The organism is Sandarakinorhabdus sp. FBCC-B8862, assembly GCF_059745315.1.
In genome coordinates this window covers 1714812-1728148 of sequence record NZ_CM185574.1, presented here as the reverse complement: position 1 = coordinate 1728148, position 13337 = coordinate 1714812, and the positions used below count along the sequence as shown (strand labels likewise).

The following is a 13337-nucleotide window of genomic DNA, read 5'->3' as shown; positions in this document are numbered from 1 at the left end:
ATATGAACCCGGTTGCCCCCAACCTCCGCCGGCTGCGCGAGGATTTTGCCAGCCTGTCCCGTCTCTTGGGCCTGTTGTTTGGCTTTGCCGCGCTGTCGCTGTTTGCCGAAGGCCTGTACCGCCCGCTGAAGCATCTGGGCGCCGGGCTCTACAACCATGATCCCAGCGCCTTTTACAACTTCCACGACACGCTGGTGCCGCTGCTGCCGGCGGTGCTGCTGCTGGGCGCGCTGTGGCAGGGCCGCGGGCTGTTCCAGCATCTGGCGGAAGGCGATTTCCTGTCGGCCGCCACGGCGACCGGCGTGCGCCACACCGGTGAATGGATCATCGCGGCGGCCATCGCCGGCCTGATCGTGGGTGAGATCATCGCCGGGCAGCGGCCGGGCTGGGCATTGCTGGCGGGCCTGGGGGCCATCGGGATGGCCCTGCGCAGCCTGGCGGGCGTGATCGATCATGCCGTGGCCGTGCAGGCCGATCTTGATCAGATCGTCTGACCCGCCATGGCGATTGTCGTGACCCTGGATGTGATGCTGGCCCGCCGCAAGCTGAAGGCGCGCGATGTGGCGGCGGCCATCGGCATTGCCGAAACCAACCTGTCGCTGCTGAAATCCGGCAAGGTGAAGGGCGTGCGCTTCGATACGCTGGCCAAATTGTGCCGCGTGCTCGATTGCCAGCCCGGCGATCTGCTGGAATTTGATGGCAGCGCGCCGGATGAGACGGATTAGCGGACTGGGGCGGGGGCGCGCGCCCCCTCCGTCGCCTGCGGCGGCACCTCCCCCAGAGGGGGAGGATGGTTTCAGCCCTTCTTGAGGTGGCGGCGGCCGAGGAGTTCGGCGATCTGCACGGCGTTCAGCGCAGCACCTTTCCGCAGATTGTCGGACACGCACCACAGCGCCAGGCCGTTCTCCACCGTCGGGTCCTTGCGCACCCGGGAGACGAAGGTGGCGTAATCGCCAACGCATTCGACCGGCGTCGTGTAGCCACCGTCCTCGCGCTTGTCGATCAGCATGACGCCGGGCGCCTCGCGCAGCAGGCCTTGCGCCTTGGCGACGCTGATCGGCATTTCGAATTCGACGTTGATGGCCTCCGAATGGCCAACAAACACCGGCACGCGCACGCAGGTGGCCGTCACCTCGATCTCGGGATCGAGGATCTTGCGGGTCTCCGCCGTCATCTTCCACTCTTCCTTGGTGTACCCGTCCATGCCGGAATCCGGGCCCAGGAAGCTGTCGATGTGCGGGATGACGTTGAAGGCGATGCGCTTGGTGAACTTGGTCTGTTCGGGCTCGTCGCCCACGAAGATGGCGCGGGTCTGGTTGAACAGCTCGTCCATGCCGGCCTTGCCGGCGCCGGACACGGATTGATAGGTGCTCACCACCACGCGCTTGATGATGGCGGCATCGTGCAGCGGCTTCAGCGCCACCACCATCTGGGCAGTGGAGCAATTGGGGTTGGCGATGATGTTGCGCTTCTTGTAGCCGTCAATGGCGTCGGGGTTCACCTCCGGCACGATCAGCGGCACATCGGGTTCCATGCGATAGAGCGACGAATTGTCGATCACCACGCAGCCCTGCGCTGCCGCCTTGGGGGCATAGATCTTGGTCGGGCCGGAACCGGCGGCGAACAGGGCGATATCCCAGCCGGTGAAATCGAAATGCTCGATATTGTGGACCTTGAGCGTGCGGCCATCCTCACCGAAATCGATGATGTCGCCGGTGGAGCGCGGGGATGCCACCGCGGCGATCTCGTCCAGCGGGAACTGGCGTTCCGCCAGGATGTTCAGCATTTCGCGCCCGACATTGCCGGTGGCGCCGACGACAACAACCTTGTAGCCCATGATCCACTCCTTGGGCCGAGGCTGTTAGCGCATTGGTGCGCAGAGTCCAGACCGTGAATATTGCATTGCAGCAATCAGGGCGTGCGATCCCGCGACAGGATGGCCGTCACCGCCAGGTCGGCCGTCACATTGCCCAGGGTGCGGAACACGTCGGGCACCAGCTCCACCGCCAGCAGCACCGGCAGCACGGCAATTGGCACGCCCATGGCATTGGCGATCGGCACGCAGGCGGCGAGGAAGGTGATCGAGCCCGGCAGGCCGCCGGTGGAGACGGCCGCCACCAGCGCGGCCAGCAGCGCGCCCAGATAGGCCAGCGCCGAATGGTCCATGCCATAAAGATGCCCGCAATAGAGGACGACGGCGACATTGGCGCAGGGGCTGGTGATGCGGAAGATGCTGACCGCCAGTGGCAGCACCACCTGCGCGGTGGCGCGGGGCAGGCCGAGCCGTTCGGCACCGTCGAAAATGGCCGGCAGCGAGGCGATGCTGGACTGGGTGGAGACGGCAACCGTCTGCGCCGGCAGCACGGCGCGGGCAAAGGCCAGCGGGCCAACCCGGCCGAGCAGCACGGCGAGCGGATAGACGAGGATGATGAGGCCGACCTGAACCGCGACGAGCACAGCGATATAATGGCCGAGCAGGCCAAAGGCGCCGAGCCCAGCCTTGATGCCGACACTGACGGCCAGCGCGAACACGCCGAGCGGCGCGATCACGAAGATCCAGCCGACCAGCACCAGCATCGCCTCTTTCACGGCATCGAACAGGCTGACCAGCTGGCTGCGGCGGCCATCGTCCAGCCGGCTGGCGGCGAGCGCGAACAGGCTGATGAAGGTGACGACGGGCAGCATGTCGCCCTTGGCGAGCGAATCGAAGATGTTGGCCGGCACCATGGAGAGCAGCCATTTGCCCAGGTCCACTTTGATCTCACCCACCGGCTGGGCGCCGGCGCTGGTGGCGACGATGGCGGCGGCCGCCGCCGGCGGGGCCGGCCAGGCATCGAGCAGCAGGGGCACGAAGATCATCGACCAGCCGGCTGAAAACACCAGCAGCAGGAAGAAGGCCAGCAGCGCCCGGCCGGCGGTGCGGCCGCCGCCGGCCTGGCCGACCGATTGGGCAATGCCGCTGAACAACAGGCCGGCGATCAGCGGAATGATCGTCATCTGCAGGGCCTGCAGCCAGAGATTGCCGATGGCATCGCTGACCGGCAGCAGCGGTTTGCCGATATCGGCCGGCAGCAGGGCACCCACCACCAGCCCGGCGAGCAGCGCCAGGAAGATCCGCATCGTCAGGTTCACTGGCCCGTCTCCCCGCCCGTCAACGTGCCCATGGTGACATAGAGCTTGGCCAGATCGTCAACCCCCATGTTCGGCACCGGTTTCACCCGGCTGGCCTCCACAAACAACATGCCGCCGCCCACCGGCACCGGCGCGGTGGGGATGAGAATGAGATAGCGCGGACCCTGGCCGAAATCATGCAGCTTGGGGCTGGTCAGCAGCGCCAGCGCCTCGACATGATCGCCAAAGCTGACCGACACCACCGACATGCCGCTCATTTCCCCGCCGGCGGACGGGCCCATCATCCGCACGAACTGCGCCAGCGGGCGATAGAGCGCGCCCAGGCCCGGAATCCGGCTGATCAGGCCATCGAGCCCGCCTTCAAGCTGCGGGCGAAAGCGCGTCTGCACCGCAAGGCCCACCACCCAGACCAGCACGGCCGCCATGCCAAGGCCGGCCCAGAAGGCGGCCAGCGGCGAGGGCGTGAAGAACATGCCGGCCTGGCCCAGCAGCCCGCCCAGCGGCGTGTCGGGCCCCAGCGCGGCGATCAGATAGCCGGACAGCCAGTTGAGGATGATGATGGTGACCAGCACCGGCGCCAGGAACAGCAGGCCGGTGGCAAAGGGGGCGAGGACCCTGCGGATCAAAGGCCCGCCAAGATGGCGTCACCCATGGCCGCCGTCGTCATGGTGCCGCCCAGATCGGGGGTGCGGGCGCCCTTGTCGAGCGCGGCTTCCACGGCGGCCTCCACCGTGTCGGCCAGCGCCGGCGCGCCCAGGCTGTAGCGCAGCGCCATGGCGAGGCTGAGCACCGCGGCGCAGGGATTGGCGACCCCGCGGCCGGCAATGTCAGGGGCGGAGCCGTGGATCGGCTCATACAGGCCGGGCGTGCCGGGATCGCCGATCGCGGCCGAGGGCAGCATGCCGAGCGAGCCGGTGAGCATGCCGGCTTCATCCGACAATATGTCGCCGAACAGATTGTCGGTGAGGATCACATCGAACTGCTTGGGATTCTTCACCAGCTGCATGGCCATGTTGTCGGCCAGCATGTGGGACAGCTTGATGTCGGGATATTCGGCGTCGCGCAACGCCTGCACATCCTCGCGCCACATCAGGCCGGCTTCCATCACATTGCCCTTTTCCGCCGAGCAGACCTCGCCTTTGCGGCCGCGCGCCAGTTCAAAGGCGATGCGGGCGACACGGTGGATCTCGCTGGTGGTATAGACATGGGTGTTGACGCCGCGGCGCTGGCCATCGGCGAGGGTTTCCACACCGCGCGGCTCCCCGAAATAGACACCCCCGGTCAATTCGCGCACGAACAATATGTCGAGCCCGTCGACGAACACCCGCTTCAGACTGGAAGCATCGGCCAACGCCGAGAAGCAGCGCGCCGGGCGCAGATTGGCATAGACATTCATGCCGGCGCGCAGGGCGAGCAGGCCGGCCTCGGGCCGCTTGTCATAGGGCTGGCCGGCCCATTTCGGCCCGCCCACCGCGCCCATCAGCACGGCATCGGCCGCCTTGGCCTGGGCCAGCACCTCTGGCGTCAGGGGCAGCTGGCAAGCATCGATGCTGGCGCCGCCGAACAGCGCCTCCTCCACCTGGAGGGCGAGGCCCTGGCTGATCAGCCGGCCGGCGACGCGGCGCGCCACGGCAGACACTTCGGGGCCGATGCCATCACCGGGGAGAAGGAGCAGGGTCTTGGTCATGCCTGCGACTTAGCGGCTGAAACCCCGCCTGCCAACATTGGTAAAAGCGCGCAGCCGTGCCGGCGCCGGGGGAAACCCGGCCCGCGCGGCTCACCATCAGGGGCGCGCGGGCCGGATGCCCTCTCCCCTCGGGCAGTTCAATCGGCGATGATGGCCGGGCGCTGTTCGCGGGCGCGGGCCAGCGTCTCGGCGCGGCAGCGATCGGCCAGGCGGGATTCGGCCAGATCGCGCAAATGGGTGAAGGTGCAGACCTGGGTGGCGGCGCGGCGCAACCGGCCATCGAGCCGCTGCTGGCCGGCCGGGGTGGCCAGATCAAGATCGTGGGTGGCCACCTTCACCGATGGCCCGGCGGCAACGGTGATTGTGGGGGTGGCGGCAGCCGGTGCGGCCAGCACCAGCGCGGCAAACAGGAAATGGCGCATGTCTCTCTCTCCCGGCCGGGGCGGCCTCTGACCGGGCCATTTCCAGCCTGGCCGCCCGCAAGGGTGCGGCAGCCTGTCGCAGTTTAGCGCCAATCAGCGGCCTACGTCAAATGACGTAGGCCGCCGCAATGTGCTTCACCAGCCGACCGGATCGGTGAAGGCGCTGCCCTGCCGCTCCAGCTGGGTGGCGATGGCATATTTGTGCACCTCGGTCGGCCCGTCATAGAGGCGGAAGGGGCGCATATCGCGGAAGATCATCTCGACCACCGTTTCGGAGGTGACGCCGATGCCGCCGAGGATCTGCACGCAGCGGTCCGCCACCTTGAACAGCTCTTCCGACACGTTGGCCTTGACGATGCTGCTCTCGTGGCGGGCGCGCACGCCGTTGTCGAGCAGCCAGGCGACGTGGCGGATGGCGAGGCGCGCCTGGTGCAGGGCGATCTCATTGTCGGCCAGCATGAAGTTGACGCCCTGGTGGTGGAGCAAGGGCTTGCCGAAGGCGGTGCGCACCCGGGCGTGCTCCAGCGCGATATGCTGGCAGCGCGCCGCCGCGCCGAGCCAGCGCATGCAGTGGGTGAGCCGCGCCGGCGCCAGCCGCATCTGGGCATAGCGGAAGGCCGAGCCGATCTCGCCGAGGATATGGCTGGGCCCCAGCCGCAACCCTTCGAACCGCACCACGCAATGGCCTTCGACATAGTTGCGGTCCATCGAATCCATCACGCGCTCGATTCTAATGCCCGGCGTGTCGCCTTCGGTCAGGAACAGGGTGGGCCCGTGCGGGCCATGCGGGTTCGGCTCGACATTGGCCATGATGATCCAGGTCTTGGCGCCATTGGCCCCGGTGATCAGCCATTTCAGGCCGGAAATCTCGTAATCATTGCCGTTGAAGACCGCGCGGGTTTTCAGCTGCCCGGGGTCGCTGCCGGCACCATCCGGCTCGGTCATGGCAAACACGCTGCGGCGGTGCCCGTCGATCATCGGCTGGAGGAACTGCTTCACCTGATCCGGCCGGGCGATGCGGGAGAGGAGATACATATTGCCCTCATCCGGCGCGGCGCAGTTCATGGCGACGGGGCCGAGCGTGGACCAACCCGCGGCTTCGAACACCGCGGCCTGGGTGGCGTGATCGAAGCCCATCCCGCCCAGTTCCTTCGGCGCCTGCGGGGTGAGCAGGCCTTCGGCCTTGGCCAGCGCCACCAGTTCGGCGCGCAGATCGTCATTGGGGCCATGCTGGGTGAGGCGCGGATCGCGCTCATAGGGGATGACACGCTCGATCACGAACTGGCGGACGCGGCGGGCCAGCGCCTTGGTGTCTTCGGGCAGGGTGAAGTCGGTCACAGGGCACCTTTCTGATACTGCGCCAGCGCGTGGGCGATGATCGCCTGCGCCAAGGGTTCAAAGCCTTGATAGCGGCTGCCATCCATCTCGCCGCGCTGCCATTTTCGGTAAAGCTGCATCCAGGCCACCGCCAGCCGCAGCCGCGCCAGCGCCACCGGCCAGACGAGATCGCCGGGATCATGCCCGCTGATCGCCTGATAGCGCGCCGCCACCGCCGCCCGGCCGGGCCAGCCCGGCGTGAGCGAGGGCACCGCCTGCAGGGGCTTCACATCGTCCGGATCGCCCGGCTCGATCCAGTAGGAGAGGAGGATGGCCAGATCAAAGCCCCTGGGCCCGCGCGTTGCCATGTCCCAATCGATCATGGCGCCGGCGGCGCAGGTTTCAGCGTCGACGAGCAGATTGTCGGGCTTCAGATCCATGTGCAGCAGCACCGGTGCGCCGGCTTCGGCTGGCACGGCGAGGCCAAGCGCTGCGATCAGCGCCGCGACGGCAGCAGGCAGGCCATCGGGCCACACCGCCTCGGCCCGCGCCGTCCAGCCCCGCAACTGGCGGGCGTGGAAGCCTTCGGGCTTGCCAAGATCGCCAAGGCCCACCGCCGCCGGGTCCAGCGCGTGCAACGCTGCCATGGCCTGCAACGTGGTTTCCACCAGTGCCAGGCCATCGCCGGCGGTGGCGGGCAGCGTGCCGGCAATCGCCACGCCAGGGCGCCATTCGATCAGCTGGAATTTGGTGCCCAGCACCGCTTCGTCATCGCAAAAGACGATCAGGCGCGGCGCCAGCGGGAAAACGGGTGCGAGCGCGGCCAGCACCCGGGCTTCGCGCGCCATGTCGCTGGCGCCGGCGGCGAGCTGGCCCGGCGGCGGCCGCCGCAGCACAGCCGAACCGCTGGCAAGTGCGACACGTTCGTTGCGGTTGGCGATGCCGCCGCCCAGCCGCTGCAGCCCGGCGCCGGGGGCAAGGGCCAGCTGCTGGCCGGCCAGCCAGCCGGCAAGGCGATCAAGGTCGGTCATGCGGCCATGGCTAGCACGGCGGCGCGGGGCGGCAAGCCTGTCAGAAACCCGTCACTGGAAATTGGCGCGGGGGCTGCCTATGCTTTCCCCATGTCCGCGTTTCCCGTTCTCACCTCCGACCGGCTGGTGCTGCGCCCACACCGGCTGGATGATTTTGATCGGCTGGCCGAAATGTGGTCGCACCCGGTGGTGGTGACGCATTTTGGCGGCAAGCCGTTCAACCGGGAAGACAGCTGGAACCGCCTGCTGCGCTATGCCGGGCACTGGCCGTTGATGGGCTATGGCATGTGGGCCGTCACCCTGCGCCAAGAGGATGTGCATCTGGGCGATGTCGGCTTCCTGCATGGGGAGCGCACCGGGGTGGACCCCTTTGGCTGCCCGGAAGCGGCCTGGGCCTTTCATCCGGAAGCGCAGGGCCAGGGCTATGCCAGCGAAGCGGTGGCCTGCGCGCTCAACTGGGCCGACACGCGCTTTGACCGCACGGTGGCGATGATCAACCCCGGCAACGCCGCCAGCATCGCGGTGGCCCGCCGCTGCGGCTTCGGCATCTATGCCGAGGCGACCTATCGCGAAGAACCGGTCGGCCTGTGGGAGCGGCTACCGCCAGCTGAGGCCTGAAACGCAGCCGCGCAACATGATCTCGTCATGCTGAACTCGTTCAGCATCCATGGGCGCGCGACTCCACAAGCGCTCGTTCTGGGGCAAAATCCCATGGATGCTGAAACAAGTTCAGCATGACGGTGATTTGGTGATCAGAAGCTTGTCCTGATCGTCAGCCGCGCGGTGCGGGGCGTGCCGGTGCTGATGTTGTTGTCGGTGTGGGCGGTCGGGAAATAGGCGGTGTTGAACAGATTTTCGATGTTCAGCTGGCCCGAAATGCCCTTGGCCAGCTTGAAGAAGACCGCGCCATCCACCCGCGTGTAGGCTGGCAGCTCGACCGTGTTGCTGATGCCGGTGAAGCTCTTGCCCTGGTGCAGGATGCCAAGGCCGACGCCCACCGGCTCGGCAATCTGGAAGCGTTGCCACAGGCTGGCCTGGAATTCGGGCACCAGCGGCACATGGCGGCCGGCCGGCGCGGCGCTGGTGGTGGAAACGATGCGGGCGCTCTGCACGGCAAGGCCGGCCTGCACCTGCCACCACGGCCGGATCTGGCCATCCAGGCCCAGTTCGATGCCGCGGCTGCGCTGGCGGCCGGTCAATTCCACCGTGCCGGCCACGGCGCCGGGCGCGCGGGTGTTGGTGCGGTCCAGCACATAGGCAGCGATGTTGAGGTTGAGCGCGGGCGTGATGTCCCACTTGGCGCCGATCTCGCGGTTGAGGAAGCCTTCCGGCTCCAGCGCGGCCAGGCTGGCATCCAGGCTGGTGAATTGGTCACCCGATTGCGGCAGGTAGCTGCGGCTGAAGCTGGCATAGAGGGACGCGTTCTTCGCTGGCTTCACCACCAGGCCGGCGCGCGGCGACCAGAGATGATCGGTGCGGGCAAAGCGGGTGCCGGCGAGCAGATTGTCGACGCCAAGGCTGAACCGGTCATAGCGCAGGCCGCCGACCAGCTCGACCATCTCGCCGATCTTCACCTGATCCTGCACGAACAGGGCGGCCACTTCGGCCACGGCGCGGATGGAGCGGTTGCCGGTGCCAGCGCGGAACGTGACCGGCGGCGGCGTGAACGGATCGGTGAGCGGCACGGTCACCCGGGTCGGCCCGCCGGCAAAGCCGTCGAAAAACCCGTTGATGCGCCGGTTGCGGCTGACCTGGCGGCCCAGTTCGAACCCGGCCAGCAGCGTGTGTTCCATGCCGGCCAGATCGGTCTTCCAGGCGATGTCGGTCTGGCTGAACAGGTTGCGGCGGCGGGTGGGGTCGCGATAGGCCTCGATGCCCAGGGTGCCGGCGGTGCTCAGCGGCGTTGCGGCAAAGAGGTTCACATATTCCTTGTCATAATCGGCCCAGCGCGTGGCGTTGCGCAGGGTGAGGCCATCGGCCAGCTCATAATTGGCGGCAAGCGTGAGGGCATCGACATTGACCGTGCTGCGGTTCTGCGCGGCATCGCCCACGAACAGGCCTCGCGCCACCGGTGCCGGCCGGCCGTTCTGCGACGGGATGCCGCGATCGGCCACCCGGTCATCACTGGCATGTTCATAGCCCAGCACCAGCCGGCCGCGCCCGCCAAGATCAAAGCCCAGCGTGGGGTTCACCGCCCAGCGGGTGAGGCCATAAAAATCGCGGTGATTGCTGGCCTGTTCGACAAAGCCGTTCAGCCGCGCCGCGACATGATCGGCCACCGGCAGATTGACATCGCTGCCCAGCCGCCAGCTGCCCCACGTATCGGCCGCCGCATCGGCGCTGAGCAGCCGTTCACCGATGATCGGGGTCTTGGTCACCCGGTTGATCACGCCGCCGCCGCCGCCGCGGCCAAAGATCATGGCGTTGGAACCTTTCAGGATTTCCAGCCGGTCGAGATTGTAGAAATCGCGGAAATATTGAACATCGTCGCGCACGCCATCGACGAAGAAATCCGCCGTGCTGTTGTTGCCGCGCAGCACGATCTGGTCGCGATTGCCTTCGCCCTGCGCGCCCACCGCGCCGGGCACGAAGCGCAGCGCTTCCTGCACCGACAATATGGCCTGATCATCCAGCCGCTGCTTGGTCAGCACCGTCACCGCCTGCGGCACATCCAGCAGCGGCGTGTCGGTGCGGGTGGCGGAGGTGATGTTGCCGGCGCGATAGGGCTGGTCGCGTTGGCCGGTCACCACGATGGTGCCGGCATCATCCTCCATCGCATCGGCCGCGGCGACGGGGGCCGAGAGCAACAGGGCAGTGGAGAGGAGCAGCACGCGACGCATCGGAACAACCTGCGAATGATTATCAGACGCAGCCTTATTGCGATTGATTCGCAGACAAGCAAGCAGAAATTGCGAATCTTTCGCAAAAATCAGCCAGACGGCAGCCCGCACAGCGCCAGGCTGTCGTGCCACAGGGCGGTGCAGGCCGCCTCATCCCGCGCCAGCTCCGATGGTGCCGGCCAGGTGAGCCGGCCCTTGCGCAGCGAGGCATAGACGCCGGCCGGCGGCGGCCGCACGCTGGTGGCCAGCAGCGCGAGATGGCGGCCGGCATCGGCCAGGCTGTTCATCGTCTTCCCGAACGGCAGCAGCAGCGGCAGCAACGGCCACACCAGGGTGCGCACCACCCACATCTGCTGGCGCACCAGCCCGGTGCCGGGGGTGAGGCCGGGATCATAGGCGACGATGCTGATGCCGCGGCTGGCCAGGGCTGCGTCGCGCGCCAGCACCCGTGCCACCATCAGATTGCAAAGTTTCGATGCCGAATAGGCGCGCATGCCGGCGGTGATGGGGTTGCGGTCCAGATCCGGATCCTGCGTGGGATCGGCCAGCCGCCGGGCAGCTGCGTGGCGGGGCGGCGGCACGCCGGTGGCTTCGGCGGGATCATGGGTGCCGCTGCTGGTGATCACCACGCGCGCGCCATCGGCCAGATGCGGCAGCAGTCGTTGCAGCAGCAGGAAATGGCCAAGATGATTGGCTGCAAAGGTCAATTCATGGCCGTCGGCGGAGCGTTCCGCCACAGTCGGCCGCTGGCCGCCGGCGTTGAGCACGAGCGCATCGATGCGGGCACCGGCAAGCGCCGCAATCACCGCATCGGCAAAGCGGTGGACGCTGGCCAGGCCGGCCAGATCGAGGGGCAATCCCTCCACCCCGGCCGGTGCCACGTCGCGCACACCCATCAGGATGCGTGCGCCCGGCGCGCGCAGCAGATGGCGCAGCGCTTCGGCGCCAATCCCCCGGCTGCCCCCGGTCATCACGATCTGCATGGTCAATCCTTACGTTGTAAACTTTACGCCGTATAAATTGCGCCTGGCGGCCGGTCAAGTTAGGGATGCGGCGTGAAACCCGAATCGGCCTGGCATTTTGACGGCGATCTGAAAGCCGCGCTCACCGCCGCGGCCCGCACCATCGTGGAGCGGGACGGGGTGGAGGCGCTGACCCTGCGTGCTGTCGCTGCCGCCACAGGCGTCTCGGCCATGGCACCCTATCATCATTTCCGTGACCGGGCGGCGCTGGTTGCCGCGGTGGCGGCGCAGGGCTTCGAGCAGCTTTACGCCGAAAAGATGGCGGCGCTGGCCACGACGCCCGGCGATCCGGCCCAGCGCATCGTCGCCGGCAGCATCGCCTATGTCCGTTTTGTTGCCGAACATCCGGCGCTCTATCGCCTGATGAAAAGCCCGGCGCTGGCCAACCGCGCCGCCCACCCCGACCTCGCCGCCGCGGCCGCCCGGCCGGGGCAGAGCCTGGCCGCCATGCTGGGCGAGCTCGCCGCCGCCGGTCGCCTGCGCGGCATCGGGCCCGAACAGGCCGGCGCCATCATCTGGGCGCTGGTCCATGGCATCGCCACCCTGGCCAATGATGCCTATCTGGCCGATGCCGAAACCCTCGCCGCCGATGGCGCCGCCGCCCTGCTCGCCGGCTGGGGCGCGCTGTGACCCGCGTTCGGCTCAGCGCGCCTGCAACCGCTGCCTGACCAGGTCTGCCGGCAGCGCCGGCACGCGGCGGGTCTGGCCGGTGGCGGGGTCGCGGCTTTCAACATCCGTGGCCATCAACAGGCTGTTGGCGATCGCTTCCTCCGTGGCGTCGGCGACGGCGACGAACAGTGGCGACATCGCCTCATTGCCCAGTTCCGGATAGGCGGTGATGGCGGCGCGGCGGGCCGGGGTGCGGCGCACATCGGGGTGCACGGAAACCGCAATGGCATAATCGCCCGAGCCGTTGGAAAAGGCCGATCCGGTGCGCGACAGGCCGACCATGGCGCGTGCCGCGAGCCGTTTCAGGTTGCGGTCGCTCAACGGCGCGTCCGTCGCCACCACGATCATGATGGAGCCATCGGCACCGGCCGGCTCTTCGGCCAGGGGCGGCGGAACGGCCGCGCCGGCCAGGATCAGCCGGCCGCCATAATTGCTCTGCACCAGCACACCCACGGTGAAGCCATCGGGCGTGCGCCGCGATGATGTGCCGATGCCGCCCTTCCACCCGAACGCGATGGTGCCGCGCCCGGCGCCCACCGCGCCCTCGGCGACCGGGCCGGTGCTGGCGCTGCTGATCGCGCGCAGCGCATCAGCCGGGGTGACCGCGCGGGCGCGAATGTCGTTCAACCCGCCATCATTGGTTTCGCCCACCACGGCGTTGACCGATCGCACGCCCTCGTTGCCTGGCTGCGCCAGTGTGTGGGTGATGATGGCGCTGGCGGCTTCGGCGACATTCAGCGTGTTGGTGAGCAGGATCGGGGTTTCGATCTCCCCCAGCTCCTGCACCTGGGACAGGCCCATCAGCTTGCCAAAGCCGTTGGCGACGACGATGGCCGCCGGCACCTTGTCGGCAAAGAGATTGCCGCCGTGCGGCAGGATGGCGGTGACGCCGGTGCGGATCGTGTCGCCGCGATCAATGGTCACCTGGCCAACCAGCACGCCGGGCACATCTGTAATGGCGTTCAAGGGCCCGGTGGGCAGTGGGCCGGGCGCGATGCCCAGATCTCGGGCACGCATCGCAGCAACAGGGGCAGCGGTGAGCATCAGCAGGGCCAGGAACATGGTGCGCATGGCGCCATCATGCCGGGCCCAGCCCAAAAGAAAAGTGCCGCCCGGCGTTCGAGGGTGAAAACGCCGGGCGGCACCGGATGGGTGCGATCCCGAGGGGGCGGGAGGGAGTCGCACCAAATGGATTTCGGGGGCCTGTGGCCACAGTC

At 67.8% G+C, this 13337-nt stretch carries 14 protein-coding genes; 4 read left to right on the top strand and 10 right to left on the bottom strand.

The window, feature by feature from the left end; translation table 11 throughout:
• The first annotated feature begins 2 nt into the window (after positions 1-2).
• The gene (locus tag AC6BOR_RS08450) at positions 3-494 is read left to right on the top strand and encodes a hypothetical protein (protein ID WP_498058041.1); all 492 of its coding nucleotides are present in this window, start codon (positions 3-5) and stop codon (positions 492-494) included.
• Between the two features lie 6 nt (positions 495-500).
• Entirely contained in the window at positions 501-725 is a 225-nt protein-coding gene (locus AC6BOR_RS08445; RefSeq protein WP_086115489.1) for a helix-turn-helix domain-containing protein, read from the top strand.
• A gap of 71 nt (positions 726-796) precedes the next feature.
• Here the strand turns inward: AC6BOR_RS08445 and AC6BOR_RS08440 are convergent, their stop codons facing one another.
• From AC6BOR_RS08440 to AC6BOR_RS08410, 7 genes are all read right to left on the bottom strand, one after another.
• On the bottom strand, positions 797-1837 hold the full coding sequence (locus AC6BOR_RS08440; protein ID WP_498058040.1) for an aspartate-semialdehyde dehydrogenase: 1041 nt from the start codon (positions 1835-1837) through the stop codon (positions 797-799).
• Positions 1838-1911: 74 nt separating this feature from the next.
• On the bottom strand, positions 1912-3120 hold the full coding sequence (locus AC6BOR_RS08435) for a dicarboxylate/amino acid:cation symporter (protein WP_498058039.1): 1209 nt from the start codon (positions 3118-3120) through the stop codon (positions 1912-1914).
• 8 nt (positions 3121-3128) lie between these two features.
• Positions 3129-3758, bottom strand: coding sequence for a DUF502 domain-containing protein (locus tag AC6BOR_RS08430; protein WP_498058038.1), 630 nt, complete (start codon positions 3756-3758; stop codon positions 3129-3131).
• Positions 3755-4819, bottom strand: a complete 1065-nt coding sequence (leuB, locus tag AC6BOR_RS08425) for a 3-isopropylmalate dehydrogenase (protein WP_498058037.1) — start codon at positions 4817-4819, stop codon at positions 3755-3757. The genes AC6BOR_RS08430 and leuB overlap by 4 nt, the downstream gene beginning before the upstream one ends.
• 137 nt (positions 4820-4956) lie before the next feature.
• Positions 4957-5241: a UrcA family protein gene (locus AC6BOR_RS08420; protein WP_498058036.1), complete on the bottom strand. Its 285-nt coding sequence runs from the start codon at positions 5239-5241 to the stop codon at positions 4957-4959.
• Between the two features lie 135 nt (positions 5242-5376).
• A complete protein-coding gene (locus AC6BOR_RS08415) occupies positions 5377-6579 on the bottom strand; it encodes an acyl-CoA dehydrogenase family protein (protein ID WP_498058035.1) in 1203 nt (400 codons plus the stop codon).
• Positions 6576-7589 (bottom strand): phosphotransferase family protein, encoded by a 1014-nt coding sequence (locus tag AC6BOR_RS08410; RefSeq protein ID WP_498058034.1) that lies wholly within the window; start codon positions 7587-7589, stop codon positions 6576-6578. Before AC6BOR_RS08410 ends, AC6BOR_RS08415 begins: the two co-directional genes overlap by 4 nt.
• Before the next feature lie 90 nt (positions 7590-7679).
• Between AC6BOR_RS08410 and AC6BOR_RS08405 the strand changes: the two genes are divergently transcribed.
• The gene (locus AC6BOR_RS08405) at positions 7680-8207 is read left to right on the top strand and encodes a GNAT family N-acetyltransferase (protein WP_498058033.1); all 528 of its coding nucleotides are present in this window, start codon (positions 7680-7682) and stop codon (positions 8205-8207) included.
• 134 nt (positions 8208-8341) lie between these two features.
• On the opposite strand, the gene AC6BOR_RS08400 is transcribed toward AC6BOR_RS08405, so the two are convergent.
• Both AC6BOR_RS08400 and AC6BOR_RS08395 read right to left on the bottom strand, forming a co-directional pair.
• On the bottom strand, positions 8342-10429 hold the full coding sequence (locus AC6BOR_RS08400; protein WP_498058032.1) for a TonB-dependent receptor: 2088 nt from the start codon (positions 10427-10429) through the stop codon (positions 8342-8344).
• Between the two features lie 89 nt (positions 10430-10518).
• A complete protein-coding gene (locus tag AC6BOR_RS08395) occupies positions 10519-11412 on the bottom strand; it encodes an SDR family NAD(P)-dependent oxidoreductase (protein WP_498058031.1) in 894 nt (297 codons plus the stop codon).
• A gap of 72 nt (positions 11413-11484) precedes the next feature.
• Here AC6BOR_RS08395 and AC6BOR_RS08390 point away from each other — a divergent pair, with 72 nt between their 5' ends.
• Positions 11485-12081, top strand: coding sequence for a TetR/AcrR family transcriptional regulator (locus AC6BOR_RS08390; RefSeq protein WP_498058030.1), 597 nt, complete (start codon positions 11485-11487; stop codon positions 12079-12081).
• 12 nt (positions 12082-12093) lie between these two features.
• Here the strand turns inward: AC6BOR_RS08390 and AC6BOR_RS08385 are convergent, their stop codons facing one another.
• Positions 12094-13191, bottom strand: a complete 1098-nt coding sequence (locus tag AC6BOR_RS08385) for a DmpA family aminopeptidase (protein ID WP_498058029.1) — start codon at positions 13189-13191, stop codon at positions 12094-12096.
• Positions 13192-13337: the final 146 nt, after the last annotated feature.

What these genes read in the sequence shown, in the direction of transcription:
- AC6BOR_RS08450 (WP_498058041.1), top strand. Translation starts at nt 3, where the DNA reads ATGAACCCGGTTGCCCCCAACCTCCGCCGGCTGCGCGAGGATTTTGCC.
- AC6BOR_RS08445 (WP_086115489.1), top strand. Translation starts at nt 501, where the DNA reads ATGGCGATTGTCGTGACCCTGGATGTGATGCTGGCCCGCCGCAAGCTG.
- AC6BOR_RS08440 (WP_498058040.1), bottom strand. Translation starts at nt 1,837, where the DNA reads ATGGGCTACAAGGTTGTTGTCGTCGGCGCCACCGGCAATGTCGGGCGC.
- AC6BOR_RS08435 (WP_498058039.1), bottom strand. Translation starts at nt 3,120, where the DNA reads ATGCGGATCTTCCTGGCGCTGCTCGCCGGGCTGGTGGTGGGTGCCCTG.
- leuB (WP_498058037.1), bottom strand. Translation starts at nt 4,819, where the DNA reads ATGACCAAGACCCTGCTCCTTCTCCCCGGTGATGGCATCGGCCCCGAA.
- AC6BOR_RS08420 (WP_498058036.1), bottom strand. Translation starts at nt 5,241, where the DNA reads ATGCGCCATTTCCTGTTTGCCGCGCTGGTGCTGGCCGCACCGGCTGCC.
- AC6BOR_RS08410 (WP_498058034.1), bottom strand. Translation starts at nt 7,589, where the DNA reads ATGACCGACCTTGATCGCCTTGCCGGCTGGCTGGCCGGCCAGCAGCTG.
- AC6BOR_RS08405 (WP_498058033.1), top strand. Translation starts at nt 7,680, where the DNA reads ATGTCCGCGTTTCCCGTTCTCACCTCCGACCGGCTGGTGCTGCGCCCA.
- AC6BOR_RS08400 (WP_498058032.1), bottom strand. Translation starts at nt 10,429, where the DNA reads ATGCGTCGCGTGCTGCTCCTCTCCACTGCCCTGTTGCTCTCGGCCCCC.
- AC6BOR_RS08395 (WP_498058031.1), bottom strand. Translation starts at nt 11,412, where the DNA reads ATGCAGATCGTGATGACCGGGGGCAGCCGGGGGATTGGCGCCGAAGCG.
- AC6BOR_RS08385 (WP_498058029.1), bottom strand. Translation starts at nt 13,191, where the DNA reads ATGCGCACCATGTTCCTGGCCCTGCTGATGCTCACCGCTGCCCCTGTT.